Genomic DNA, 22,718 nt, shown 5'->3' on the forward strand with positions numbered 1-22,718 from the left:
CGCCGGGCCGGTGGGCGTCCCGCCGGGCCGACGGGCGTCCCGCCGGGCCTGTGGGGCGTCCCCGCCGGGCCGACGGGGTGTCAGCAGTCGCAGCCGCAGCTGCAGTCCCCGCAGCAGCCGTCGCCCTCGCAGCAGGAGGAGCAGTTGCTGCAGCAGTCACAGCAGTCGCAGCAGCTGCCGGGGTCGCACTGCTGGCAGAGCCCCTCGCGCCGCTGCCGGCTCCAGGGGTCCTCGAAGGTCCCGCAGCACATCTGGCAGGTGCAGGCCAGGCCGACCCAGAGGGCGCATCCGGCTATCAGTCCGCGCCGGTTCGGCGGCCCGGGCGGGAACGGCCCGCCGGGACCTCCGGGGCCACCGGGGCCGGGGGCGTAGGGCCCGCCGGGTCCACCCGGGCCGCCGGGGCCGGGGGCGTACGGGTTGCCGGGGACGGGTCCCGGCCCGTGGGGCGCGTACGGGTTCCCCGGCACCGGACCCTGCCCGTGCACCGGCCCCTGCCCCGGCGCTCCGTGCGAGCAGCTCGTCGTGCCGAAAGCGCGGTCCACCGAGGTACGGAGCTCGTGGGCGAGCAGGACGTGGACCAGCCTGCCGTCGGTGAACTCGGCGTCCCGCAGGGCGAGGCGGATGCCGTGCAGGGCGTCGTCGGCGAGCCGGCGGGCCTCCTCCCGGGAGGTGCCGGTCGCGGTGAGCGGGTTCCAGGCGCCCGCCGCCGCGTCGGCCGGCTGGTCCTCGACGGCGTCGAGGAGGTGGGCGAGGCGGCCGAAGAGCCGGCCCGCCTCGGCGAGCGGCGCGGCGTTCCCCGGGCGCCCGGCGAGGACGGCGGTGTGCGCGAAGGCGGCCGCGGTCGCGGTCTCGGTCGGCTCGGTGACGGCGAGCAGCGGCGTACCGATGCCGGCGAGGGACTCGAGCCCGGCCTGCCGGTCGACGGCGTCGACGAGGACGGCGGTGTCGAAGCCGAGGGCGCGGCCGGTCCTGGCCCCGGCCCGGTCCCAAGAGCGGGCGACACGGCGGGCCGCCAGGGCGACCGGCTTGCGCGCCAACAGGCCGTCCCGGTCGGCGACGTGGTCCCGTACCTTCGCGGAGGCGAGGACGAGCGAGACGGCGGCGGCGAGGCGCGCGCCCTCCCCCTGGGCCACCGGCGCGGTCCGCATCCCGCGCAGCGGGCAGGGTCCCGCGGTGCGCCGCCCGGTCGCCACCGTGCCGGTCTGAGCCTCCGTCAGAACCGAGACGATGAGCCCGTCATAGTTGGTGACGACCCGGGCGAACTGCCCGTGGTCCGCCCGAAGCGCCAGGCAGAGGCCGCAGAGGTGGGCCATCCAGTCGACTTTGAGTCCGTCGGTGAGCCGGTGCGTGCAGGGTCTGACGATTCCGAACATGAGGTGCCCCCGTGAGCCGTACGAAGTGCCGTCGAGCGGCTTCGCGGCATCGTAGCGAGCCGCGTCGTTCACCCGTACGCGCCCATCGTCACCCTTCTGGCCCGACTTTCATATTTTAAGTTGCACACCCCTCCGTCAGGCCCCGCATACCGCAAGATTCCTGACGTATCGCCAGAAATCGACGCTCACGTTCTGCACCAGTACCGTCACGAATCCCCTGCGCGCCGTGTATCCACTTGGCGCGCGATCCGCATCATGGACGACGATAGGGATTGCGGAACCACAAGTGACCGCGCTGAAAGGAGGCGTCCATGGGATCGGTGCGCAAGGCAAGTGCCTGGCTGGGACTCGTCGAGGACAACGACGAGCGTTACTACGACGACGAGTACGCCGACGGTGCCGAGAACGGCGACGCCTGGGTGACGGACCCCCGTGTCCGGGTGGCCACGGACACCGCCCAGGATCAGGGCCGCCGGATCGCCACCGTCTCCCCCGACGGCTTCCGGGACGCCCGGGGCATCGGAGAGCTCTTCCGGGACGGTGTTCCGGTGATCGTGAACCTGACCGGGATGGAGCCGCACGACGCCAAGCGCGTGGTCGACTTCGCCGCAGGCCTCGCCTTCGGTCTGCGCGGCTCGATCGAGCGCGTGGCGACGCGGGTCTTCCTGCTCACTCCCGCCGACACCCAGATCGTCGGCGGAGAGTCCCGTCGGCGTCCGCAGGACGGTTTCTTCAACCAGAGCTGAGCGGGTCCGCCGGCCCGACCGGGCACCACCCGAGGAATCGGGTCAGTGCGCCGGACGTCCCGAGCCGGCGGGCTCGATCGCTTCCCGGGTCGCGGGCACCCGCGGCTCGGCCGGCTTGCCCGGAGCGTCCGAGGGGCTCGCCGCGTGCGCCCCGTCCACCGTCGGCGGCTCGCCCACCTCCGGCGACGCGTACACCTCGTACGACTCCCCCGCTTCCGCCGGACACTCCATGACCCGGGGCAGTCGCCGGGCCATCAGCGCGCCGACGAGCAGCAGGACGGCGCTCACGCAGAGCGTGATGTGCAGCCCGTCCACGAAGGCGTGCCGGGCGGCCTGGTGCAGGGCCGTGCCCGCCGTGCCGCCGAGCTGGTCGGCGACCTTGTAGGCCTCGCCGAGGGAGTTCGAAGCGGCGCTGCTCGCCTCCGCCGGCACCCCGGGGACCGAGGCGAGCCCGGGGGCGTACGCGGCGTTCATCACGCTGCCGAGCAGCGCGATGCCCATGCCGGCGCCGAGCTGGTACGAGGTCTCGCCGATCGCGGCGGCGCCGCCCGCGCTCCGCTGCGGTGCCTCGCTGAGCATCGACTCGTACGCCGAGAAGAGCGTGGTCTGCAGGCCGAAGCCGAGCAGCACGAAGCCCACCGTGAGCAGCAGCGGCCGGTCGTGCTGCCCCATGAAGGTGAGCAGCAGCACCGCGGCGGCGGTGAGCACGAAGCCCCAGCCGACCATCCGTCGCGGGCCGATCCTGCGCAGGGTGTACGAGCCGGTGGCACCGGCCGCCATGGCGGCGAAGGTGAGCGGCAGGAGCCGGAGCCCGGTCTCCAGGGGGCTCAGTCCGAGGACGAGCTGAAGGTACTGGACGGCGATGAGCTCCAGGCCGACCAGGGCCAGCATGCCGATGACGATGCAGCCGACCGAGGTGGTGAAGGCCGCCCGGGAGAAGAGCCGCATGTCGATCAGCGGGTGCGGGCGCCGCTTCTGCCGGCGGACGAAGAGGACGAGGAGCGCGGCGCCGACGAGCAGCGGTCCCGCGGTCGGGAGGGCGAGCAGCGGCTCGCCGGCTCCGGCGCGCTTGACCCCGAGGACGCAGCCGAGGACTCCGGCGGCGGCCATGAGGGCGCCGAGGACGTCCCAGGGGCCGTCGGAGTCTCCCCGGGATTCGGGGAGGAGACGGCGGCCCAGCGGCAGGATCAGTGCCATCAGCGGGATGTTGATGAGGAAGACGGAGCCCCACCAGTAGTGCTCGACGAGGAAGCCGCCGAGCACCGGTCCGGTCGCGGCCCCGACCGCGGCGACCGCGGTCCAGATGCCGATGGCGGTGGCGCGCTCCCTCCGGTCGGGGAAGACCGTCCGGAGGATGGAGAGCGTCGCGGGCATGATCATGGCGCCGCCGACGCCGAGGAGCGCGCGGGCCGCGATGAGGACCCCCGGCTCGGTGGCGAGGGCGGCGATCGCCGAGGCGACGCCGAACAGCGCGTAGCCGAGGAGGAGGACCCGCCGTCTGCCGACCCGGTCGCCGAGGGTGCCGAAGAGGATCAGCAGCGAGGCGCAGATCAGTGGGTAGGCGTCGACGATCCAGAGCAGCGCGGTCGAACTGGGGCGCAGGTCCTCGGTGAGCGAGGGGACGGCGACGTGGAGGATGGTCGCGTCGAGGGCGACCAGGAGAAGGCTGACGCAGAGGACGACCAGGACGACCCAGCGATTGGTTCCGCCGTCGGCGGCACGCTCTCGTGCTCGGGCCGTGATCGTCCGCGACATGTACGTACCTCCCAGTGAAGCTCTCGCGCTCGGCAGGCGCCGACCAGGGCGTTTGCCCCCTGGGGCGGCCCGACATCGACGGGCGAGTGAGCCGTCAGCGTACGCGAGTTCACCCCCCGAGCGCGTGGTGCAGCTCTCACCCCGGCGGGCCTCCGCCTGTGGCGTACGCCACTCGGCGCGGCCCGCGCGTCGCATGGAATTCCGTACGTATACCTGTTTGAAGCAATTCCCCTGCGTTCAAACACTCTTCCGAAAAGAGACTCTCCGGCAATAGGGCTGAAGGTCATCGGATTTACCGACGGACGCCGGGAATGAAACGGCGACTGAGACCTACTCCACATCACATGGTCATCACGAAGGCACCGGATCGACCGGGACGGCTTCTCACTCCCTGTAACGTCGATTGGGTGCGTACCGACATCTTTGCCCGGCTGGACCGGGAGCCGGAACCGCCGAAGATAGAGGTCCCTCGGATGACCCGCACGCGTCTCGCGCTCTTCGGCGGGACGTCGGCGTTCTATCTGGCCATTGTCGTCGCGGTGCTGCTGTCGACGTGGCTGGTGACCCTCGACTGGAAGATCATGTTGTTCCGGCCCTATCAGCAGTGGCCGGAGATCCATGGCTTCCTCGACTACTACGTCGTCCTCGGTCAGCGCGGCCCCACGGCCGTCATGGTGGCCGCATGGCTGGGCTGGCGCTCCTGGCGTCAGCACACCCTGCGGCCATTGCTGTGTCTCGGCGCGGCGCTGCTGCTGCTCAACGTCTCGGTCGGCGCGGTCAAGCTCGGGCTCGGCCGCCTCGGCCCCCACTACGCGACGCAGGTCGGCTCCGCCGAGCTCTTCGCGGGCGGCGATATATTCCCCTCCGGTCACACCGCCAACGCGGTCGTGACCTGGGGCATCCTCGCCTATCTGGCGACCACACCGAGGGCCAGGCGCTACCTGTCGGCCCTCTCCGCCGTGGTCGCGCTCGGCGTCGGCCTCACCACCGTCTATCTGGGCACGCACTGGCTGAGCGACGTCCTGCTCGGCTGGGCCGCCGGGCTCCTGGTCCTGCTCGCCCTGCCCTGGTGCGAGCCGGTCCTCGCGGTGGCGGAGTCCTGGATCCTCGCGCTGCGCGACCGGCTCCTGGACCGGCTGCGCGACCGCCGCCGGCTGGTGCCCTCCCTGCCCGTGGCCTCCGGCGGACCGCGCCCCGGGTTCTTCCCGCAGCGCCCGACCGGAGCCGAGGAGCCCGTCCGCGAGACCGTGGGAGTGGCCCGCGGCCGCGCCCCGGCGACGCGCGGCTGACCTCACCCCCTGCGTGAAAGGAAAGGCCCCGACCGTCCTCGGCCGGGGCCTTTCCCCTGTTCACAGCCCTGGTCTCAACCGATCCAGCAGCGGGTGACGGCGCCGTCCTCGACCTCGAAGTTGATACGCCCCGACAGGTATTCCATGGTGATGATCGAACCGGGCGGCAAGGACCTGACGACCTTCCAGCCCCGTGCCCTGGCGAGCTGCTCGGCACCGTCGCCGTCGAGTCCCACATAGGACTCGGGAGCGTCGCGGGGCGGTTCGGGAGTGCGCGATGTGGGTGACATAGGCCTCACGTTAGCCTCTTTGCGGTCACGCTTGTGTCACAAGTTCTCGACATATGTTTGACACGCCCTCCGTCACTCGAAGGGACAGTTTCGGGTCGATTCTCCAGCAATTCCCCGCGGCTTCCAGCAGTTCGCACGAAGGGTTTCACCACACTCGTAAGTCCCGCGGAATTCCCTGTTCCCCACGCGTGGCACGGTGAATTACCCCCGGCCGTACACGCGCCGCCCTCACGCTTCCCTTACACAATGCTTACGCCGACCGCGCCGGGGAAGTGTCGGCCGACCGGAGCAGTGGTCCCTCCGCCTCCCTCTCCCGCCGCCCCGCCGCGCGCATCATGTCCGGACGCCCGGCGAGCAGGACACGCCCCGGGGGCGAGGCGGAGGCACGATGGGCACCGAGACAGCGACCGCGACCGTCGAATCGGCCCGGCAGCGGCAGGGCCGCATCCTGATCGACTGGATCACCACGACCGACCACAAGAAGATCGGTCACCTCTACCTGGTCACCTCGTTCGTCTTCTTCCTGCTGGCCGGGCTCATGGCGATGCTGATGCGGGCCGAGCTGGCCCGCCCGGGGCTCCAGCTCGTGTCGAACATGGAGTTCAACCAGGCCTTCACGCTGCACGGCACGATCATGCTGCTGCTCTTCGCCACGCCCACCTTCGCCGGCTTCGCCAACGAGCTGGTGCCGTTGCAGATCGGCGCCCCCGACGTCGCCTTCCCGCGGCTGAACATGTTCTCGTACTGGCTGTTCCTCTTCGGCGGCCTGATGGTGATCGGCTCGCTGCTCACCCCGAGCGGCCCCGCCGCCTTCGGCTGGACCGGCTACGCCCCGCTCAACAGCCTGGAGCGGTCGCCGGGCGTCGGCGTCGACCTGTGGATCATGGGGCTCGCGCTCTCGGGCTTCGGCACGATCCTCACCTCGGTGAACTTCCTCGCGACCATCGTCGGGATGCGGGCGCCCGGCATGACCATGTTCCGGATGCCGATCTTCACCTGGAACATCCTCTTCACCGCGGTCCTGGTGATCGTCGCCTTCCCGGTGCTCGCGGCGGCGCTGCTCGTCCTGGAGGCGGACCGGCGCCTGGGCTCCGTGGTCTTCCAGCCCGAGAACGGCGGGGCGCTGCTGTGGCAGCACCTCTTCTGGTTCTTCGGCCACCCCGAGGTCTACATCATCGCGCTGCCGTTCTTCGGGATCGTCAGCGAGATCATCCCGGTCTTCGCCCGCAAGCCGATCTTCGGCTACGCGACGCTCGTCGCCGCCACCATGGCGATCACCGGCCTGTCGGTGGTGGTCTGGGCCCACCACATGTTCGCCACGGGCGCGGTGCTGCTGCCGTTCTTCTCGCTCCTGTCGTTCCTGATCGCGGTGCCGACCGGGGTGAAGTTCTTCAACTGGACCGGGACGATGCTGCGGGGCTCGCTCTCCTTCGAGACGCCCATGCTGTGGTCGGTCGGCTTCCTGGTGTCGTTCCTCTTCGGCGGGCTCACCGGGGTGATCCTGGCCTCGCCGCCGATGGACTTCCAGGTCACCGACTCGTACTTCGTCGTGGCCCACTTCCACTACACGGTCTTCGGCACCGTCGTCTTCGCGACCTTCGCCGGCTTCTACTTCTGGTGGCCCAAGTTCACCGGCCGGATGCTCGACGAGCGGCTCGGGAAGATGCACTTCTGGACCCTCTTCGTCGGCTTCCACCTGACGTTCCTGGTGCAGCACTGGCTCGGCGCGGAGGGCATGCCCCGGCGGTACGCCGACTACCTGGCCGCGGACGGCTTCACCGCCCTCAACACGGTGTCGACGATCGGCGCCTTCCTGCTCGGTGCGTCCACGCTGCCGTTCCTCTACAACGTCTGGTGGACCCACCGGTACGGCGCGAAGGTCGACGTGGACGACCCGTGGGGCTTCGGCCGCTCGCTGGAGTGGGCGACCTCGTGCCCGCCGCCCCGGCACAACTTCGACGCCGTGCCGAAGATCCGCTCCGAGTCGCCCGCCTTCGACCTGCGCCACCCCGAGTACGCGGCCTACGAGCGGATGCGGATCACGAGCCCGCCGCCGTCTCCCCTGCCCTCTCCCCCGTCGTCCGATCGAGAGCGCGGGACAACCGGTCCCTGAGGTCGCGGACCCGTTCCGTCAGCTCCGGCGGATCGACCACCTCGAAATCGATCCCCATGAGCACCACGTGCACCACCGCGACCTGGAGGTTGTGCGCCCCCGCCCGCAGCAGACAGCTCGCCTCGCCCTCGGGCTCCAGGACCCCGTCCATCGGACCGACGATCGCGGCGGCCTCGGCCGGCGGCACGAACAGCCGGACGGTGACCTCCGTCGCGTACGCCGAACCGGACACCCCCTTCGACACGTACGCGGCGAGGTCCTCGGCCGGCGGCTCGCGGGGCGGGAAGCGCGGCCCGTGCGGCGGCTTGGGCTCGATGCGGTCGGCCCGGAAGGTCCGCCAGTCGCCGCGGTCCACGTCCCAGGCGACCAGGTACCAGCGCCGCTCGGTGCAGACGAGCCGGTGCGGTTCGACGGTCCTGCGGGTGGCGGTGCCGCCGTGGTCGCGGTAGGCGAAGCGGAGCCGCTCGCTGTCCCGGCAGGCGTTGGCCAGCTCGGTGAGCACCTCCGGGTCGACCCGTTCCCGGGGCGTACGGAGCATGGGCACCGTGAAGTCGGTGAGCGCGCCCACCCGCCGCCGCAGCCGCGCCGGCAGGACCTGCTCCAGCTTGGCGAGGGCGCGTACGGACGTCTCGCCGATGCCCTCGACGCCCTGGCCCGCGGCGGTGCGCAGGCCGACCGCGACCGCCACGGCCTCCTCGTCGTCGAGGAGCAGCGGCGGCAGCTCGGCCCCGGCCCCGAGCTGATAGCCGCCGCCGGTGCCGGGGCTGGCGTGCACGGGGTAGCCGAGCTCGCGCAGCCGGTCGACGTCCCGTCGTACCGTGCGCGAGGTCACCCCGAGCCGGTCGGCGAGATCGGCACCGGACCACTCCCGGTGGGCCTGGAGCAGCGAGAGCAGACGCAGCAGCCGTGCGGAGGTCTCCAACATGCCCCGAGTCTGCCAGCCATCGCGGACACCTACGGTCCTCGATGCCACCGCGGTCCGACGCGATGAAGACCTCAGATGAAGACGTCGGGATGAAGACGTCAGCGGAAACGGCCGAGCAGGCCGCGGACCAGCCGGCCCGCCTTCGCCTTCAGGACGTAGACCGCGTCGACGGCCCGGCCGATCTCGTGGTGCCGCCGGGCGCGCCCCGCCGAGTGGACGCGCCGGCTCGCGCCCCGGTCGACGAGCTCCGTCCAGAGCGCCTCGTGCCGGGCGGCGATCCGGACGGGGTCGAAGCGTTCCGAGGAGGCGAGCGCCGCCCGCGCGGTCTTCGCGCGCAGTTCGTCGTCCTCGACGAGCCCGCGCAGCGCCGCCGCCACCGCGGCCACGTCGTCGACCGGCACGAGCCGCCCGTCGACCCCGTCCTGGATGATCTCGCGCGGTCCGTTCGGGCAGTCGGTCGCCACCACCGGCAGCCCGCAGCGCATCGCCTCCACGATCGTCAGCCCGAAGGACTCCCGCTGCGAGGTCACCGCCGCGATCGAGCCCTTGACCCACTCCGGTTCCATCGCCTCGACGGCGCCCATGAGGAAGACCTGCCCGCCGAGCCCGTGGTCGGCGATCCGCCGGGCCAGCGGGGCCGTGAGGTCCTCGGCCGCGTCCCCGGTGCCGTAGATCCGCAGCGTCCAGTCCGGGTGGTCGGTGGCCACCTCCGCGAAGGCGTCGACGAGCACGTCGTACCGCTTCACACGGGTGAGCCGGCCCGCCGCCACGACGGTCCTCGCCGCCGGGTCGGCGGGCGGCAGCGCGGGCGCGGGCACGCCGTTGGGCACGGCCTCGATCCGTACGCCGGGCAGCCCCATCCGCCGGTAGGCGCGGGCGTCGGCCTCGGTGACCGTCGTGACGGCGTCGAGGAGGCGGTACTCGTGGCCGATGTCCCACCGGAGCCGGCGGCTGTGACCGGCGAGGACCAGGTGCTCCTGGCCGACGAGGACCGGCCCCCGCCGGGCCTGCCGGGCGAGGTGCACGTTGAGCCCCGGGCGGGTGCCGACGAGGACGTCGGCCGCGACCCCGCGCAGGTACTCCCCGATCCGGGCGTCGGTGAGCGCGCTGTACTGCTTCCAGCGGCCGTCGCCGCGCGGGAAGACCTCGGCGGGCCGGTGGAGGTCGGGGTGGTCCCCGTCGTATCCGGGGCTGTCCTCCCGCAGGTCGACGAGGTGACGCAGCGTCACGTCCGCGGGGAGTCCGAGGACCGGCCGGTCGCGGTGGCGGAACACCGAGACGATCTCGACCTCGTGGCGCCTGGCCAGTTCCTCGGCGAGCGTGAACGTCGCCCGGATCGTGCCGCCGTAGTGGTAACCGTTGTGAAGCAGAAAGGAGATGCGCATCGGGCTGCCGGTTCCCCCCGGTCAGTCAGGCTGTCGGTCGGTCGGTCGCGCCGACTGTACTGCCGGGACGGACGCCCGTTTGACCGGCAATGTCCCGAGAGCGAGGCCCCACGGGCGAGGCCTCGCGGGCCAGGGGCACGGGCGGCGGTTCACGGGCGATAGCCGAGTTGGGGCACGGTGGCGCAGTTCTCCGTCATGTCGCCCTGGCCCACCCAGCCCCGGCCGTCCTCCCAACGGGCCACGGACAGACAGGTGTGACGGGTCTCGGGCGGCCGCGCGAGGCGCTCGAAGCGGACGGGCAGCAGCAGTCCGCGCGCGGTGTACGGCTCCGGACGGTTCAGGAACTCCTCGACGCACCCACGGGTGAGCCCGGCCCCCGCGAGGCAGGAGCGGGCCGCGTCGGTGAACCACATCGCCGCCGCCCACCCCTCCAACTGCCACTGGGACAGCGGCCGTTGCCCCATGGCCGCGCGGAACTCGCGGACCGCGGGATCGCCGGTGTCCTGGTGGTTGCGGCTGGACCCGGTCACCCACAGGGAGTTCAGGCAGCCGGGGGCGCGGGCGTAGTCGCGGGCGACGGAGGAGGACCAGTTCTGCACGTTGGTGACCTTGGCGTCGACGCGGACCCCGAGCGCCTCCATCGCCTCGCACAGCCGCACGTTCCCGTGGGTGTCCATCGCGTCGAAGAGGAGGTCGACCTTCCGGTCCCGCAGATCGGCCGCGACCGCGCGGAAGTTGGGCAGGGCGAAGTCGACCTGCTCGTCGACGACCTCGTAGCCCTCGGCGCGGAGCCCGTCGGAGACCAGCCGGGCGTACGCGGCGGACGCGGCCTGGTTGTACGAGACGACGGCGGCGGTCCGCGCCCCCTTCTCCCGCTCGAACCAGCGGTAGACCTCGGTCCCGCCGTACAGCGTCCCGTCCCAGCCGGGCTTCCCGCCGGTGCGCGGGGCGGAGCTGCCGTAGATGCCGTAGAGGTGGGGGTAGGTGTCGTAGGCGGGGGTGAGGGGCTGGCCGCCGATGTCGGGGACGCCCGCCTTGGCGACGAGGGGCGCACCCGCGTAGTTCAGGGCGGTGGTCGCGACGAGGGCGAAGACGTGGCGCTCGTCGATCAGCCGGTGCACGCAGGTGTTGTTGCCGACGCCGCTGCCGCCGTCGTCGCAGGTCTCGACCTCGACCCGGCGCCCGTCGAGGCCGCCGCGGGCGTTGAGCGCGTCGAAGTAGGCGCGGGCGCCGTCGCGCGGCCCGGTGAAGGCCTGCCCGCCGACGGGGCTCGTGGCGCTGGTGATGATCCCGACGCGGAGCGGCTCACCGCCGGAGGGGTTGGCGGTGGGCCGCGTCTCGAAGGCGCGCTCCGGGAGCCGGCTGCCGCATCCCACGAGGAGCGTGAGCAACACGGCCAGGAGCAGCGCCGCGACCGCTTCAGCAGCCCGGAACGGTGACACCGCTCAGCTCGACCAGGCCGCAGAGGGTCTTCACGGAGACCTTCCAGGTGCCGTCCTGGAGGATCGAGGTGCCCTGGGAGTCGGGCAGGGCGGGGGCCCCGCCGACGAGCAGGTCGTAGGTGACGTTGGCTTCGGTGGCCGAGGTGAACTCCACGCCCGTGACCTTCGCCGAGGTCGCGGCCGCGTTCTCGTTGCCGGCGAAGGCGGCGAGGACCGGCTGCATCGCGGCGCCGTTCTCCAGGACCTTCACCTTCTCGGCCGCGGTGGCCTTCGGATCGAAGAACGTCGTCCAGTTCTTGGTGATCTCCGCCTCGGCTGCGGCCGGGTCGGCGGGTTCGCCGTCCCCCGGCGGCTGGGCGGTCGTCGCGGGCGGGGGTGTCTCGTAGCCCTGGTTGCCGCTCGTCCCGTCGTCCGAGCAGCCCGCGACGGCGGGCACGAAGGCCAGGACGGCGACGGCCGCGAGGGCGGCGAGCCGGGGGCGTCCGCCGAGTCGTGCGAGGACCATGTGGCTCACCACCGGGTGTCTCTCCAGACCGGACGGTCTGCTGCTTCCAGGGTGGGGCGAACCGGGGCATAGTGCAAGGAAAGGAAGAGCCGAAGGGGAAGCGAATCGAAGGAGGCCCGTGCCGAGATCCCGGATCCTGCTCTGGGGCGGTGTCGCGGCGGCCGCCGCGGGCGCGGTGCTGTGCGTCCTCGGCTGGTACGGGATCTCCGGCGAGCGCTTCGCCGAGCGGCAGCTGCCGTATCTGGCCTCGTGCACGGTGCCGGGGGCGGCGCTGATCGTGGCGGGCGCGGTGCTCGTCGCGGCGGCGCTGCTGGTGCCCGTACGCCCTCCGGAGGCGAGCCCGCCGGAGCAGGAGGAGACTCCCCCGCCCTCCTCGGACGGCCCGCCCCTCCGGGTCCCCGGCGGGACCCTGGCCCACCGCCCGGACTGCCCGCTGGTGGCGGGAAAGCCGGAGGCCACGGAGGCGGGGGACGCGCCCCTGGAGCCCTGCCCGGTATGTGAGCCATGGCCTCCCTGACGTACGAGCTGACCCTCGCCGGCCTCGCGGTCGGCAGCGCCGCCGCGCTCACCGGGATCGGCCTGATCGTCACCTACCGGGCGACGGGGGTGCTGAACCTGGCGCACGGCGCCGTCGCCATGATCTGCGCGTACGTCCTGCGGCAGCTGGTCGTCGTGTGGGGCTGGCCGCTGCCCCTGGGCGCCCTCGTCACGCTCCTGGTCGTCGCCCCCGGCCTCGGCCTGATCCTCGACCGCGGCGTCTTCCGTCCCCTCGCCCTCCTCGGCTCGAACCCCGCCCAGACCCTGGTGGCCTCGATCGGCGTCTTCGTGCTGCTCGTCGGCGGGGCGGCGCTGCTGTGGGGCGGCGGGGCGCGGGACGACGCGCCGGTGCTGCTCGGGGACGACCCGTGGACGCAGCTGGCGGCGGTGGTGGCGCTGGCCTGCCTGGTGGCGGCGGTGACCCGCTGGACCCGGTTCGGCCGGGAGCTGCGGGCGGTGGTGGACAACCGTCCGCTCGCCGTCCTGTCGGGGGTCGACGCGGACCGGGTGGCGGCGGCGGGGTGGGCGTTCGGCTCGTTCACCGCCGGGCTCACGGGCGTGCTCCTCGCCCCGTACGTACGGCTCGACCCCTACGGGATGCCGCTGCTCGTCATCGAGGTGATCGCGGTCGCGGTGATCGCCCGGATGCGCTCGCTGCCGGTCGCGGTGGCGGCCGCGATCGCGATCGGGGTGGCCCAGGCACAGCTGACCCGGCTGCACCCGGAGGGCTGGGCGGGGCCGCTGGTGCAGGCGCTCGGGGCGAACCTGTTCGTGGTGGCGCTCCTGGTGGCGGCGCTGGTCCTGCCGGGCGTGGGCGGCAAGGGCCGCGACGCCCTGCCCCCGCCGCCCCGCGCCTCCCGCGTCCCCACCCCCGTCTGGCTGGTCACCGGCATCCTGCTCCTCCTCCCCCTCGGCTTCGCGGGCTCGGACCTGCACACGGCGGTGCAGGTCCCGGCGCTGGCCGTGATCCTGCTGTCCCTCGTCGTGGTGGCGGGCCGGGGCGGCCAGATCGCCCTGGGCCAGGCGGCGTACGCGGGCCTGGGCGCCCTGCTGACCGCTCTCCTGGCGACGGCAGGCGTCCCCACCCTCCTGGCCCTGGGACTCGCGGTCCCGATGGTGGCGGTGGTGGGCCTGGTGACGGCCTGGCCGGCGATCCGGCGCCACGGCCTGGCCCTCGCCCTGGCCACCCTGGCCACCGGGGTGGCGGTGAGCCGCTTCGTCCTCACCCAGCCGTACGCGACGGCCGGCCTGTCCCTGGGCCGCCCCGCGGGCTTCACCGACGACCGCGCCTACTACGCCCTCGAACTGCTGCTCCTGGCCGGCTGCCTGGCCCTGGTCGCGGCGCTGCGCCGGGGCCGCACGGGCCGCGCGCTCGCCGCGCTGCGGGACCACGAACCGGGCGCGGAGGCGTCGGGCGTCCCGGTCCCCGGCCTCAAGCTCCTCGCCTTCGTCCTGGGCGCGGCCCTGGCGGCCCTGGGCGGCGGCCTCCTGGGCATGGGCCTGCGCGCCTTCGACCCGGAGGCGTACGACCCGATACGCGGCCTGCTCTGGTTCGCCGCCGTCCTGGTCCTGGGCGCCGACAGCCTCCTCACGCCCCTGGCGGCCGCCGCCCTCCTGATCACCCTGGACGCAGGCCCCCAAGCAGGCACGGCAGCAGCCCTGATAGGCCTACTGGCCACCCAAACAGGCCACCTCCCCCCACTGACGACCTGGCTGACCCCAAGCCCCAAGCCCCCCACCCCGCCGGGCGAGCCACACCCCCACGGCCCCACAGCCGCCGACGGCCCGCAACATCCCACGGGCAGGCCCGCACCTCTCCCACCCACCCGCACCGGCGGTGCGGCTCGAAACCCCAACCCGACCGCAAGCCGGACGCACCCCCACGGCCCGCCGCCCGCCGACGGCGCCCCACCGCCCACGGGCAAACCCGCACCTCTGTCGACCACCCGCACGGGCGGTGCGAGTGGGAACCCCAGGCCGACCGGAGGTCGGGCGCACCCCCACCGGCCCGCACCGGGCCACGCACCCGCGCCCCCCACGCCCCCCGCCCCGGAACTCCGCGCGGACGACCTCACCCTCACCTACCCCGGAGGGATCACCGCCCTCTCCCACGTCACGATCACCCTCGCCCCCGCCCGCATCACCGCCCTCGTCGGTCCCAACGGCGCCGGCAAGAGCACCCTCTTCGACTGTCTCGCCGGGACCCTCCACCCCCGCCGGCACCAGGGCCTGATCACGCTCGGCGGCACCGACATCACGTCCCGCCCGGCGCACGCCCGGACGCGGCTCGGGATCGCGCGGACCTTCCAGCGGCTCGCCGTGTTCCCGTCGCTCTCCGTCGAGGAGAACGTCCGCCTCGGCGCGGAGCAGGGCCGGGTCCGGGGCGACCCGGCAGCCGTCGAGCGGAGCCTGCGCCTCTTCGGCCTCGCCGGCCCCGTACGGCACCGCGCCGCCGCCGACCTGCCCACCGGGACGCTGCGCCGCGTCGAGCTGGCCCGCGCGCTCGCGGGGCGGCCGCACACGCTCCTCCTCGACGAACCCGCCGCCGGCCTGGACGCCGACGAGACCGCCGCGCTCGCCCGGATCCTCGCCGCGCTCGCCGCCGACGGCCTGACGGTCCTCGTCGTCGAGCACGACCCGGATCTCGTCGCCGGGATCGCCCACACCGTGCACACGATGGAAGGCGGCCGGATCCTGCCATGAGCGTCGAGATGGAGCTGCGCGCGGGCCGGGTCCGCTACGGCCCCCTGGAGGCCCTGCACGGCCTCGACCTGCCCGTGCCGGCCGGCACCGTCACCGTGCTCCTGGGGCGGAACGGCGCGGGCCGCACCACGGCCCTGCGGGCCCTCGCCGGCACGGTGCGGCTCTCCTCCGGCCGGGTGCTGTGGCGCGGCGCCGACGTGACCCGGCTGCCGCCGCACGAGCGGGCGCGCCGCGGGCTGTGCTTCGTACCGGATCTGCGCGCGGTGTACGAGGGGCTGACCGTCGCGGAGAACCTCGCGCTCACCGCGCCGGGCGCCCCCGCCCCGTACCCCGAGCTCGTACCGCTGCTGTCCCGGGCCGCCGGGACCCTCTCCGGCGGGGAGCGCCGGATGCTGGCCCTGTCCCGTGCCCTGCTGGGGCCCGCGCGGGTGGTGCTGGTCGACGAGCCGTCGCTCGGCATGGCCCCGCCGGTCGCGGCCCGTACGTACGGGCTCCTCGCGGCGCTCGCCGTGGAGCACGGGGCGGCCGTGGTCCTCGCCGAGCAGCGGGTGCCGGACGGGCTGCCGCGCGGCTCGCTCGTCCACGAGCTGCGGCGCGGCTCCCGCGCGGCCTGCGGAGAGCTGTCCGAGTTCGCCCCGGGCCCCACGGCGTGACGTCAGAGCGGCGCGATCCGCAGCATCGTGCCGACGACGATCCGGTTCGGGTCGGGCCCGATGAGGCTCCGGTTCGCCGCGTAGAGCGCCTGCCAGCCGCCCTTGACGGCGAAGCGGCGGGCGATCGAGCCGAGCGAGTCGCCGGGCTGGACGGTGTGGACGCGACCGCTCAGCCCGTACCGCTTGGAGCAGACGGGCCAGGCGCCCCAGCCCTGGGTGCGGAGGACCTCCTCGGCGATGGTGATCTGCTGCGGGCGGGTGGCCAGGTCGGCGCGCGGGGCGAACTTCGTTCCGCCGTGCTCGACCCAGGTGGGCTGCCAGAACTGGAGCCCGCCGTAGAAGCCGTTGCCGGTGTTGATGTGCCAGCGGCCGCTGCTCTCGCACTCGGCGACGCATCCCCACGGCCATTGGTCGACGGCGCAGGCGTATCCGGGCACCGCGGCCGCCGCGCGCACGGCGTCGGCGGAGGCGGCCAGCGCCCCGGAAACCGTCTCCGGGACACCCGCCCCGGAAACCGTCCCCGGGACCCCCACTCCGGCACCCGTCCCGGCCGCCGCTCCGGCCGCCGCTCCCGCCGCCACCCCGGACATCGCCCCCGCCGTCGCCCCGGCCACCGGCGCGACGGCGGTCTCCCACGGTCCCTCGGACGCGTCACGCGCCTGCGCGGACACCGGCGTCAGGGTGATCAGCGCCGCCGCCGCGGCCGCCACGGAGCCGGCCGTCCAAAATCGGATCTTCGACATCGGGGCAGGCTAGGCAGCCTCGCGGCACCCCCGGCCCGTGCCGCGCGGAACACTGTTCACACCCCACCCGGTCGGAGGCACGGGCCCCGCCGCACACACCACTGGCAAGTTGCCTCGCTTCCACGCGTGACCCCGGCCGATCCTGACCCGTTGAACTCGGCATGAGACGCCCGGGATCGGCCCGGCGTCCCCCCGTACCGAGTCCAGGGAGCCCCCCGTGCCGCGCATGCTCGACGTCAGCGAGGACGTACGCGCCGAGATCGGCGACGAAGAAGCCGACCGGCTGCTTGCCGGCGACAACGCCCCGGGCAGCTACGACTGCACCTCCTGCCGCACGCCGGGGGACTCCGAGCAGGAGCGCACCAGCACGGTGCTGTTCGTCGGTGAGGAGACCGCGGTTCTCGCGTTCGCCCACGCCAGCTGCATCCCGTCGCAGGTCGTCAAGGTCGCCGAGGCGCAGCTCCAGGGCGCCGTCGCCTCGATCACGGCGTCGGACGCCGCCGACGCGCTGTCCGCCGCCCACCCCGAGCAAGCCGTGCTCGGCGTCACCAGCGGTCTCGTCCTGATCGAGGGCGAGCTGCACCCGGCGCTGGTCGTGGAGCCGACCGCCCCCGTGGCCCGCCCGGGCACGGACGGCCTCGTCGACGAGTTCCTGCCGCTCCTCGCGGAGCAGGGCTTCCGGCCCGTCAACGACCTCGGCGAGAAGCCCGCGGTGCTGCCGGGCTGGTCGGTCCTGGTCGCCATGGGCCAGCTGCACTCCGTCCTCCAGCCGGGGCCGAACGGCGCCGGCCAGGCCGCCTGGTGGCAGGCGCACCAGCCGCTCCAGGTCACCGAGGGCTGGCGTGCGGCGGCCAACAAGTCGCACACGGTCCTGGTCTTCGCCGCGCCGGTGGGCTCCATCGGCCAGCAGCCGCGAGAGGACTTGCTGCGCGACGCCCTGGAGAAGGCCGCGGCGAACGGACGCCTGGTGGCGGCCGCGATGCCGCTGGCCGGCACCTGATGGACGACGGCCGGCCAGGCATAGGGCCCGCGCGGACCCCGGGGGTACGGGCGGGACGTCCCGCGCCCGCGGGACCGGGCGAGCCCGGCGGCCTGAGCGGACCGGCGGAGCACGGCGGACCGGCGGCGCCCGTCGGTCCGCCGTCGCCGGGCGCCCGGCCGGGGACGGCCGCCGCGCGGGTCGTGGGAGGCACGGCGGGACCGGAAGTCCCCACCGTGCCGCGCCCGCGGCGGGCGTCTCTTTCGGAGAGCCGCCCGCATCCGACCGGCGGCGGGGTCGTTGGCACGTACGTGCACCCATACGACCCTTTCCTCCAGCCGCATCCGAGCCAGATCCCCGCCATGCGCCCGGCGCAGGACGGATCGGCGGGCCAGTCGGCCACGCCGATCTACGACGCCCTGTTCTCGGAGTTCCGCCGGTCGTTCCGCACGCTGCCGGGTGACCGCAGCGGCGAGGAGGACGTGGTCTTCCGGGCCTTCGGCACGACCGCGAGCACGGGTCTGTACGGAAACGGCCAGGGATACGGGGCCGGCCAGGGATACGGCGGCGGGCAGCGGTACACCTCCGCGTATCCCCCGGTGTGGCCCGCGCAGCAGCACCACACCCCGGCGGCGCTCCCGCCGGGTCCCCGCCGGGGCTTCTGAGGACGGCGGACACCGCAGCGGACACCTGTGACACGGCCGAGGGCCGGGGCTCGTCGCCCCGGCCCTCGGCCGTGTCGTACCGCGCTGCCGACTACTTCTTGCGGCCGCGCTTCTCGCGCACGCGCACCGAGATGTGGATCGGGGTGCCGTCGAAGCCGAACTCCTCGCGCAGACGGCGCTCGATGAAGCGCCGGTAGCCGGCCTCCAGGAAGCCCGAGGCGAAGAGCACGAAGCGCGGCGGCTTGGTGCCGGCCTGCGTGCCGAAGAGGATGCGGGGCTGCTTGCCGCCGCGGATCGGGTGCGGGTGGGCCGCGACGATCTCACCGAGGAAGGCGTTGAGCCGGCCGGTGGGGACGCGGGTCTCCCAGCCGGCGAGGGCGGTCTCGATGGCCGGGACCAGCTTCTCCATGTGGCGGCCGGTCTTGGCGGAGACGTTGACCCGCGGCGCCCACTCGACCTGCTGCATCTCGGTCTCGATCTCGCGCTCGAGGTAGTAGCGGCGCTCCTCGTCGAGCTCGTCCCACTTGTTGTAGGCGATGACGATGGCGCGGCCCGACTCGACCGCCATCGTGATGATGCGCTGGTCCTGGACCGAGATCTTGTCGGTGGTGTCGATGAGGATGACGGCCACCTCCGCCTTCTCGATGGCGGCGGCGGTCCGCAGGGAGGCGTAGTAGTCCGCGCCCGACTGGAGGTGGACCTTCTTGCGGATGCCCGCGGTGTCGACGAACTTCCACGTCACGCCGCCGAGCTCGATGAGCTCGTCGACCGGGTCGCGGGTGGTGCCGGCCAGCTCGTTGACGACCACGCGGTCCTCGTTCGCCACCTTGTTGAGCAGCGAGGACTTGCCGACGTTCGGACGGCCGATGAGGGCGATGCGGCGCGGGCCGCCGACGGCGTTGCCGAAGCGCTGCTCGGGGGCCTCGGGCAGCTTCTTCAGGACCTCGTCGAGGAGGTCGCCGGTGCCGCGGCCGTGCAGCGAGGAGACGGGGAACGGCTCGCCGAGGCCCAGGGACCAGAGCGTGGCGGCGTCGGCCTCGCCGGACTGGCCGTCGACCTTGTTGGCGGCGAGGACGACCGGCTTGCCGGCGCGGCGGAGCAGCTTGACGACGGCTTCGTCGGTGTCGGTGGCGCCGACGGTGGCGTCCACGACGAAGAGGCAGGCGTCGGCGGCCTCGATGGCGAACTCGGCCTGGGCGGCGACGGAGGCGTCGATGCCGAGGACGTCCTGCTCCCAGCCGCCGGTGTCGACGACCTTGAAGCGGCGGCCGGCCCATTCGGCCTCGTACGTGACGCGGTCGCGGGTGACGCCCGGCTTGTCCTCGACGACGGCCTCGCGGCGACCGATGATGCGGTTCACCAGGGTCGACTTGCCGACGTTCGGGCGGCCGACGACGGCGAGGACGGGGAGGGGGCCGTGGCCGGCCTCCTCGATCGCGCCCTCGACCTCTTCGGCGTCGAAGCCTTCTTCCGAGGCGAGCTCCATGAACTCCGCGTACTCGGCGTCGCCAAGTGCCCCGTGGTCGTGCTGGTCGTTCATGAAGTCCGTTCCTTGATCATTCGTGGTCGGTGGGTCCCCGAGCCGCGGGGCCCACTACTGAAAGTCTCGCTCAGCGCCCGGTGAGGCGCCTGGCGTTTTCCAGGTGAGCGGTGAGCTGCCCCTGGATCCGTACGGTGGCCTCGTCGAGCGCCTTGCGGGTGCGCCGGCCGGAGCCGTCCCCCGCTTCGAAGGCGTCGCCGAAGACGACGTCGACACGGCCGCGCAGCGGCGGCAGCGCCTTGATCAACCGTCCGCGGCGCTCGGTGCTTCCCAGGACGGCGACCGGGACGATCGGCGCGCCGCTGCGGACGGCGAAGTAGGCGAGGCCGGCGCGCAGCGAGGCGAAGTCGCCCTCGCCGCGGGTGCCCTCGGGGAAGATCCCGAGGACGCCGCCCTGCTCCAGGACGCCCAGGGCGTTGCCTATCGCGTTCCGGTCGGTGCTGTCGCGGTCGACCTTGACCTGCCCGATGCCCTCCAGGAAGGGCCCGAGGGGCCCGACGAAGGCTTCCTTCTTGATGAGGAAGTGCACCGGGCGGGGTGCGGTGCCCATGAGCATGGGGCCGTCGATGTTGTGCGCGTGGTTGACGGCGAGGATGGCGGGGCCGGAGGCCGGCACCCGCCAGGCGCCGAGGACGCGCGGCTTCCAGAAGCCGTACATCAGGCCGATGCCGATGCGGCGACCGACGACGGCGCCCTTCGCGGAGGGCAGGGTCACTTGGCGCCCGCCCTCTTCTCCTCCACCAGGGTGACGACGCACTCGATGACCTGGTCCAGGGTGAGGTCGGTGGTGTCGACCTCGACGGCGTCGCCGGCCTTCGCGAGCGGGGAGGTCTTGCGGCTGGAGTCGGCCGCGTCCCGCTTGATCAGGGCTTCCTTCGTCGCGTGCACGTCGGCGCCCTTGAGCTCGCCGGAGCGGCGGGCGGCACGGGCCTCGGGCGAGGCGGTGAGGAAGATCTTCAGGTCGGCGTCCGGCAGGACGGTGGTACCGATGTCCCGGCCCTCGACGACGATGCCGTGCTCGGCGCCCTTCGCGATGGACCGCTGGAGCTCGGTGATGAGCGCCCGCACCTCCGGGACGGCGCTGACGGCGCTGACCTTGGAGGTGACCTCTTCGGTACGGATGGGGCCGGCCGCGTCGGCACCGTCGACGGTGATCGTGGGGCGGCTCGGGTCGGTGCCGGAGACGATGACCGGCTTGGCGGCGGCGTTGGCGACGGCCTCGGCGTCGGTCACGTCGACGCCGTTGCTGATCATCCACCAGGTGATCGCCCGGTACTGGGCGCCGGTGTCGAGGTAGCTCAGCCCCAGCTTGGCGGCGACCGCCTTGGAGGTGCTCGACTTGCCCGTGCCGGACGGCCCGTCGATGGCGACGATCACGGATTCCACGGTGGGAACACCTTCCTGGGGGAGCGATAGGGCCTCGGCGGAGATGCAAGGGGCCCCCACAAGGTTACCGAGTCCCACGCACCCGTTCGGCCCAGCCCGTGCCGGACCTCCTGCGGGGCCCTGACGAGGCCCCCGCAGGAGGTGCTCGGCGGGCGCCCGTCGGCTCGTCCGCGGCCCCCGTCGGCTCCGTCAGCCGGTCCGCAGCGCCCAGCCGCGTTCCTGGAGGGCCGCGCCCAGGGCCGGGGCGGCCGCGGGGTCGACCATGAGCTGGACCAGGCCGGCCTGCTGCCCGGTCGCGTGCTCGATGCGGACGTCCTCGATGTTGACGCCCGCGCGGCCCGCGTCGGCGAAGATCCGGGCCAGCTCGCCCGGCTGGTCGCTGATGAGGACGGCGACGGTCTCGTAGGCCGTGGGGGCGGCGCCGTGCTTGCCGGGGACGCGGGAGCGGCCGGCGTTCCCGCGGCGCAGGACGTCCTCGACGCCCGAGGCGCCGTCCCGGCGCTTGTCCTCGTCGGCGGACTGCAGGGAGCGCAGGGCGCGGACCGTCTCGTCGAGGTCGGCGGCGACGCCGGAGAGGACGTCGGCGACGGGGCCCGGGTTGGCGGAGAGGATCTCGACCCACATGCGCGGGTCGGAGGCGGCGATCCGCGTGACGTCGCGGATGCCCTGCCCGCAGAGGCGTACGGCCGACTCGTCGGCCTCCTCCAGGCGGGCGGCGACCATCGACGACACCAGCTGCGGGGTGTGGGAGACGAGGGCGACGGCCCGGTCGTGGGCGTCGGCGTCCATGACGACGGGCACGGCGCGGCAGAGGGCGACGAGCTCCAGGGCGAGGTTCAGGACCTCGGTGTCGGTGTCCCGGGTCGGCGTGAGGACCCACGGCCGCCCCTCGAAGAGGTCGGCGGTCGCCGCGAGGGGGCCCGAGCGCTCCTTGCCGGACATCGGGTGCGAACCGATGTACGCGGTGAGGTCGAGGCCCAGCGCCTCCAGCTCCCGCTTCGGGCCGCCCTTGACGCTCGCCACGTCGAGGTAGCCGCGGGCGAGTCCGGCGGACATCGCCTCGGCGAGGGTCGCGGCCACGTGCGCCGGGGGTACGGCGACGATCGCGAGGTCCACGCGGCCCTCGGGCGCCTCGTCGGTGCCCGCGCCGAGCGCGGCGGCCGTCCGGGCGCGCGCCGGGTCGTGGTCGCGGAGGTGGACCGTGACGCCCCGGCCCGCCAGGGCGATCGCGGCGGAGGTGCCGATCAGTCCGGTGCCGATCACGAGCGCTGTTCTCACTGGGCGATGTCCTTGCGCAGGGCGGCCGCGGCACCGAGGTAGACGTGCGCGATCCGGGACTTGGGCAGATCGGTCTCGACGTGGGCGAGGAGCCGGACGACCCTCGGCATCGCGCCCTCTATGTCGAGCTCCTGGGCGCAGATGAGGGGTACGTCGACGATCCCGATCCCCCTGGCCGCGGCGGCGGGGAAGTCGCTGTGCAGGTCCGGCGTGGCCGTGAACCAGATGCTGATGAGGTCGTCGGCGGTGAGGTCGTTGCGCGCGAGGACGGTGGTGAGCAGCTCCTCGACCTGCTCGCGCATGTGTCCGGCCTCGTCCCGCTCCAGCTGGACGGCGCCTCGGACCGCTCGTACCGCCACGTCGTGCTCCTTCGCCTGCGTCAAGTGCTCCGTTCAGCCTAGTCAGCGGTGG

Annotated in this window: 21 protein-coding genes; 8 read left to right on the forward strand and 13 right to left on the reverse strand. The window is 73.5% G+C overall.

The window, feature by feature from the left end:
- Positions 1-80: 80 nt before the first annotated feature.
- Complete coding sequence (locus tag ASC82_RS21785; RefSeq protein WP_056650862.1) at positions 81-1,373, reverse strand: DUF5685 family protein; 1,293 nt, start codon at positions 1,371-1,373, stop codon at positions 81-83.
- Between the two features lie 311 nt (positions 1,374-1,684).
- On the opposite strand from ASC82_RS21785, the gene sepF reads away from it, so the two are divergent.
- Positions 1,685-2,119 carry a cell division protein SepF gene (gene sepF / locus ASC82_RS21790; protein ID WP_024761734.1) on the forward strand — a complete coding sequence of 145 codons (435 nt, stop codon included), beginning with the start codon at positions 1,685-1,687 and terminating at the stop codon, positions 2,117-2,119.
- A gap of 42 nt (positions 2,120-2,161) precedes the next feature.
- On the opposite strand, the gene ASC82_RS21795 is transcribed toward sepF, so the two are convergent.
- Entirely contained in the window at positions 2,162-3,874 is a 1,713-nt protein-coding gene (locus tag ASC82_RS21795) for an MFS transporter (protein ID WP_056650618.1), read from the reverse strand.
- A 407-nt stretch (positions 3,875-4,281) separates the two neighbouring features.
- On the opposite strand from ASC82_RS21795, the gene ASC82_RS21800 reads away from it, so the two are divergent.
- Positions 4,282-5,163: a phosphatase PAP2 family protein gene (locus ASC82_RS21800; RefSeq protein ID WP_056650621.1), complete on the forward strand. Its 882-nt coding sequence runs from the start codon at positions 4,282-4,284 to the stop codon at positions 5,161-5,163.
- Positions 5,164-5,237: 74 nt separating this feature from the next.
- Here the strand turns inward: ASC82_RS21800 and ASC82_RS21805 are convergent, their stop codons facing one another.
- Positions 5,238-5,453 carry an I78 family peptidase inhibitor gene (locus ASC82_RS21805; protein WP_056650623.1) on the reverse strand — a complete coding sequence of 72 codons (216 nt, stop codon included), beginning with the start codon at positions 5,451-5,453 and terminating at the stop codon, positions 5,238-5,240.
- Between the two features lie 388 nt (positions 5,454-5,841).
- On the opposite strand from ASC82_RS21805, the gene ctaD reads away from it, so the two are divergent.
- A complete protein-coding gene (ctaD, locus tag ASC82_RS21810; RefSeq protein ID WP_056650627.1) occupies positions 5,842-7,566 on the forward strand; it encodes a cytochrome c oxidase subunit I in 1,725 nt (574 codons plus the stop codon).
- Here ctaD and ASC82_RS21815 read toward each other — a convergent pair.
- The 4 genes from ASC82_RS21815 to ASC82_RS21830 form a co-directional block, all read right to left on the reverse strand.
- A complete protein-coding gene (locus ASC82_RS21815) occupies positions 7,493-8,491 on the reverse strand; it encodes a YafY family protein (protein WP_056650632.1) in 999 nt (332 codons plus the stop codon). The genes ctaD and ASC82_RS21815 overlap by 74 nt on opposite strands.
- Before the next feature lie 98 nt (positions 8,492-8,589).
- Positions 8,590-9,876 carry a glycosyltransferase gene (locus tag ASC82_RS21820; RefSeq protein WP_056650634.1) on the reverse strand — a complete coding sequence of 429 codons (1,287 nt, stop codon included), beginning with the start codon at positions 9,874-9,876 and terminating at the stop codon, positions 8,590-8,592.
- Between the two features lie 149 nt (positions 9,877-10,025).
- The gene (locus ASC82_RS21825) at positions 10,026-11,318 is read right to left on the reverse strand and encodes an ABC transporter substrate-binding protein (RefSeq protein WP_056650637.1); all 1,293 of its coding nucleotides are present in this window, start codon (positions 11,316-11,318) and stop codon (positions 10,026-10,028) included.
- Positions 11,296-11,823: a hypothetical protein gene (locus ASC82_RS21830; protein WP_056650640.1), complete on the reverse strand. Its 528-nt coding sequence runs from the start codon at positions 11,821-11,823 to the stop codon at positions 11,296-11,298. Before ASC82_RS21830 ends, ASC82_RS21825 begins: the two co-directional genes overlap by 23 nt.
- A gap of 118 nt (positions 11,824-11,941) precedes the next feature.
- Here ASC82_RS21830 and ASC82_RS21835 point away from each other — a divergent pair, with 118 nt between their 5' ends.
- The 3 genes from ASC82_RS21835 to ASC82_RS21845 are packed head-to-tail and all read left to right on the forward strand — an operon-like array spanning position 11,942 to position 15,716.
- On the forward strand, positions 11,942-12,340 hold the full coding sequence (locus ASC82_RS21835; protein ID WP_056650643.1) for a hypothetical protein: 399 nt from the start codon (positions 11,942-11,944) through the stop codon (positions 12,338-12,340).
- Positions 12,328-15,063: an ATP-binding cassette domain-containing protein gene (locus ASC82_RS21840; protein ID WP_056650646.1), complete on the forward strand. Its 2,736-nt coding sequence runs from the start codon at positions 12,328-12,330 to the stop codon at positions 15,061-15,063. Before ASC82_RS21835 ends, ASC82_RS21840 begins: the two co-directional genes overlap by 13 nt.
- Positions 15,060-15,716 carry an ATP-binding cassette domain-containing protein gene (locus tag ASC82_RS21845; protein WP_056650649.1) on the forward strand — a complete coding sequence of 219 codons (657 nt, stop codon included), beginning with the start codon at positions 15,060-15,062 and terminating at the stop codon, positions 15,714-15,716. The genes ASC82_RS21840 and ASC82_RS21845 overlap by 4 nt, the downstream gene beginning before the upstream one ends.
- A gap of 2 nt (positions 15,717-15,718) precedes the next feature.
- Here ASC82_RS21845 and ASC82_RS21850 read toward each other — a convergent pair whose 3' ends face one another.
- Complete coding sequence (locus ASC82_RS21850) at positions 15,719-16,459, reverse strand: transglycosylase family protein (RefSeq protein ID WP_056650654.1); 741 nt, start codon at positions 16,457-16,459, stop codon at positions 15,719-15,721.
- A 217-nt stretch (positions 16,460-16,676) separates the two neighbouring features.
- Here ASC82_RS21850 and ASC82_RS21855 point away from each other — a divergent pair, with 217 nt between their 5' ends.
- Entirely contained in the window at positions 16,677-17,459 is a 783-nt protein-coding gene (locus tag ASC82_RS21855; RefSeq protein ID WP_056650657.1) for a hypothetical protein, read from the forward strand.
- A gap of 341 nt (positions 17,460-17,800) precedes the next feature.
- Complete coding sequence (locus tag ASC82_RS21860) at positions 17,801-18,103, forward strand: hypothetical protein (protein ID WP_314617228.1); 303 nt, start codon at positions 17,801-17,803, stop codon at positions 18,101-18,103.
- 91 nt (positions 18,104-18,194) lie between these two features.
- Here ASC82_RS21860 and der read toward each other — a convergent pair whose 3' ends face one another.
- The 5 genes from der to aroH all read right to left on the reverse strand — a co-directional run bounded on the left by der (position 18,195) and on the right by aroH (position 22,666).
- On the reverse strand, positions 18,195-19,643 hold the full coding sequence (gene der, locus ASC82_RS21865) for a ribosome biogenesis GTPase Der (RefSeq protein ID WP_056650661.1): 1,449 nt from the start codon (positions 19,641-19,643) through the stop codon (positions 18,195-18,197).
- Between the two features lie 70 nt (positions 19,644-19,713).
- Positions 19,714-20,301, reverse strand: coding sequence for a lysophospholipid acyltransferase family protein (locus ASC82_RS21870; RefSeq protein WP_056650864.1), 588 nt, complete (start codon positions 20,299-20,301; stop codon positions 19,714-19,716).
- 53 nt (positions 20,302-20,354) lie between these two features.
- A complete protein-coding gene (gene cmk, locus ASC82_RS21875; protein ID WP_107105937.1) occupies positions 20,355-21,029 on the reverse strand; it encodes a (d)CMP kinase in 675 nt (224 codons plus the stop codon).
- A 189-nt stretch (positions 21,030-21,218) separates the two neighbouring features.
- A complete protein-coding gene (locus ASC82_RS21880; RefSeq protein WP_024761716.1) occupies positions 21,219-22,307 on the reverse strand; it encodes a prephenate dehydrogenase in 1,089 nt (362 codons plus the stop codon).
- On the reverse strand, positions 22,304-22,666 hold the full coding sequence (gene aroH, locus ASC82_RS21885; RefSeq protein ID WP_056650870.1) for a chorismate mutase: 363 nt from the start codon (positions 22,664-22,666) through the stop codon (positions 22,304-22,306). Before aroH ends, ASC82_RS21880 begins: the two co-directional genes overlap by 4 nt.
- Between the last annotated feature and the right edge of the window lie 52 nt (positions 22,667-22,718).

Origin of the sequence: Streptomyces sp. Root431, from assembly GCF_001426585.1 — a bacterium.
In the GTDB taxonomy this organism is placed as follows: domain Bacteria; phylum Actinomycetota; class Actinomycetes; order Streptomycetales; family Streptomycetaceae; genus Streptomyces; species Streptomyces stackebrandtii.

Coding starts and splice junctions, on each gene's coding strand:
- ASC82_RS21785 (WP_056650862.1), bottom strand. CDS start 1,373: ATGTTCGGAATCGTCAGACCCTGCACGCACCGGCTCACCGACGGACTC.
- sepF (WP_024761734.1), top strand. CDS start 1,685: ATGGGATCGGTGCGCAAGGCAAGTGCCTGGCTGGGACTCGTCGAGGAC.
- ASC82_RS21795 (WP_056650618.1), bottom strand. CDS start 3,874: ATGTCGCGGACGATCACGGCCCGAGCACGAGAGCGTGCCGCCGACGGC.
- ASC82_RS21805 (WP_056650623.1), bottom strand. CDS start 5,453: ATGTCACCCACATCGCGCACTCCCGAACCGCCCCGCGACGCTCCCGAG.
- ctaD (WP_056650627.1), top strand. CDS start 5,842: ATGGGCACCGAGACAGCGACCGCGACCGTCGAATCGGCCCGGCAGCGG.
- ASC82_RS21815 (WP_056650632.1), bottom strand. CDS start 8,491: ATGTTGGAGACCTCCGCACGGCTGCTGCGTCTGCTCTCGCTGCTCCAG.
- ASC82_RS21820 (WP_056650634.1), bottom strand. CDS start 9,876: ATGCGCATCTCCTTTCTGCTTCACAACGGTTACCACTACGGCGGCACG.
- ASC82_RS21830 (WP_056650640.1), bottom strand. CDS start 11,823: ATGGTCCTCGCACGACTCGGCGGACGCCCCCGGCTCGCCGCCCTCGCG.
- ASC82_RS21840 (WP_056650646.1), top strand. CDS start 12,328: ATGGCCTCCCTGACGTACGAGCTGACCCTCGCCGGCCTCGCGGTCGGC.
- ASC82_RS21845 (WP_056650649.1), top strand. CDS start 15,060: ATGAGCGTCGAGATGGAGCTGCGCGCGGGCCGGGTCCGCTACGGCCCC.
- ASC82_RS21850 (WP_056650654.1), bottom strand. CDS start 16,459: ATGTCGAAGATCCGATTTTGGACGGCCGGCTCCGTGGCGGCCGCGGCG.
- ASC82_RS21860 (WP_314617228.1), top strand. CDS start 17,801: ATGCGCCCGGCGCAGGACGGATCGGCGGGCCAGTCGGCCACGCCGATC.
- der (WP_056650661.1), bottom strand. CDS start 19,643: ATGAACGACCAGCACGACCACGGGGCACTTGGCGACGCCGAGTACGCG.
- ASC82_RS21870 (WP_056650864.1), bottom strand. CDS start 20,301: ATGTACGGCTTCTGGAAGCCGCGCGTCCTCGGCGCCTGGCGGGTGCCG.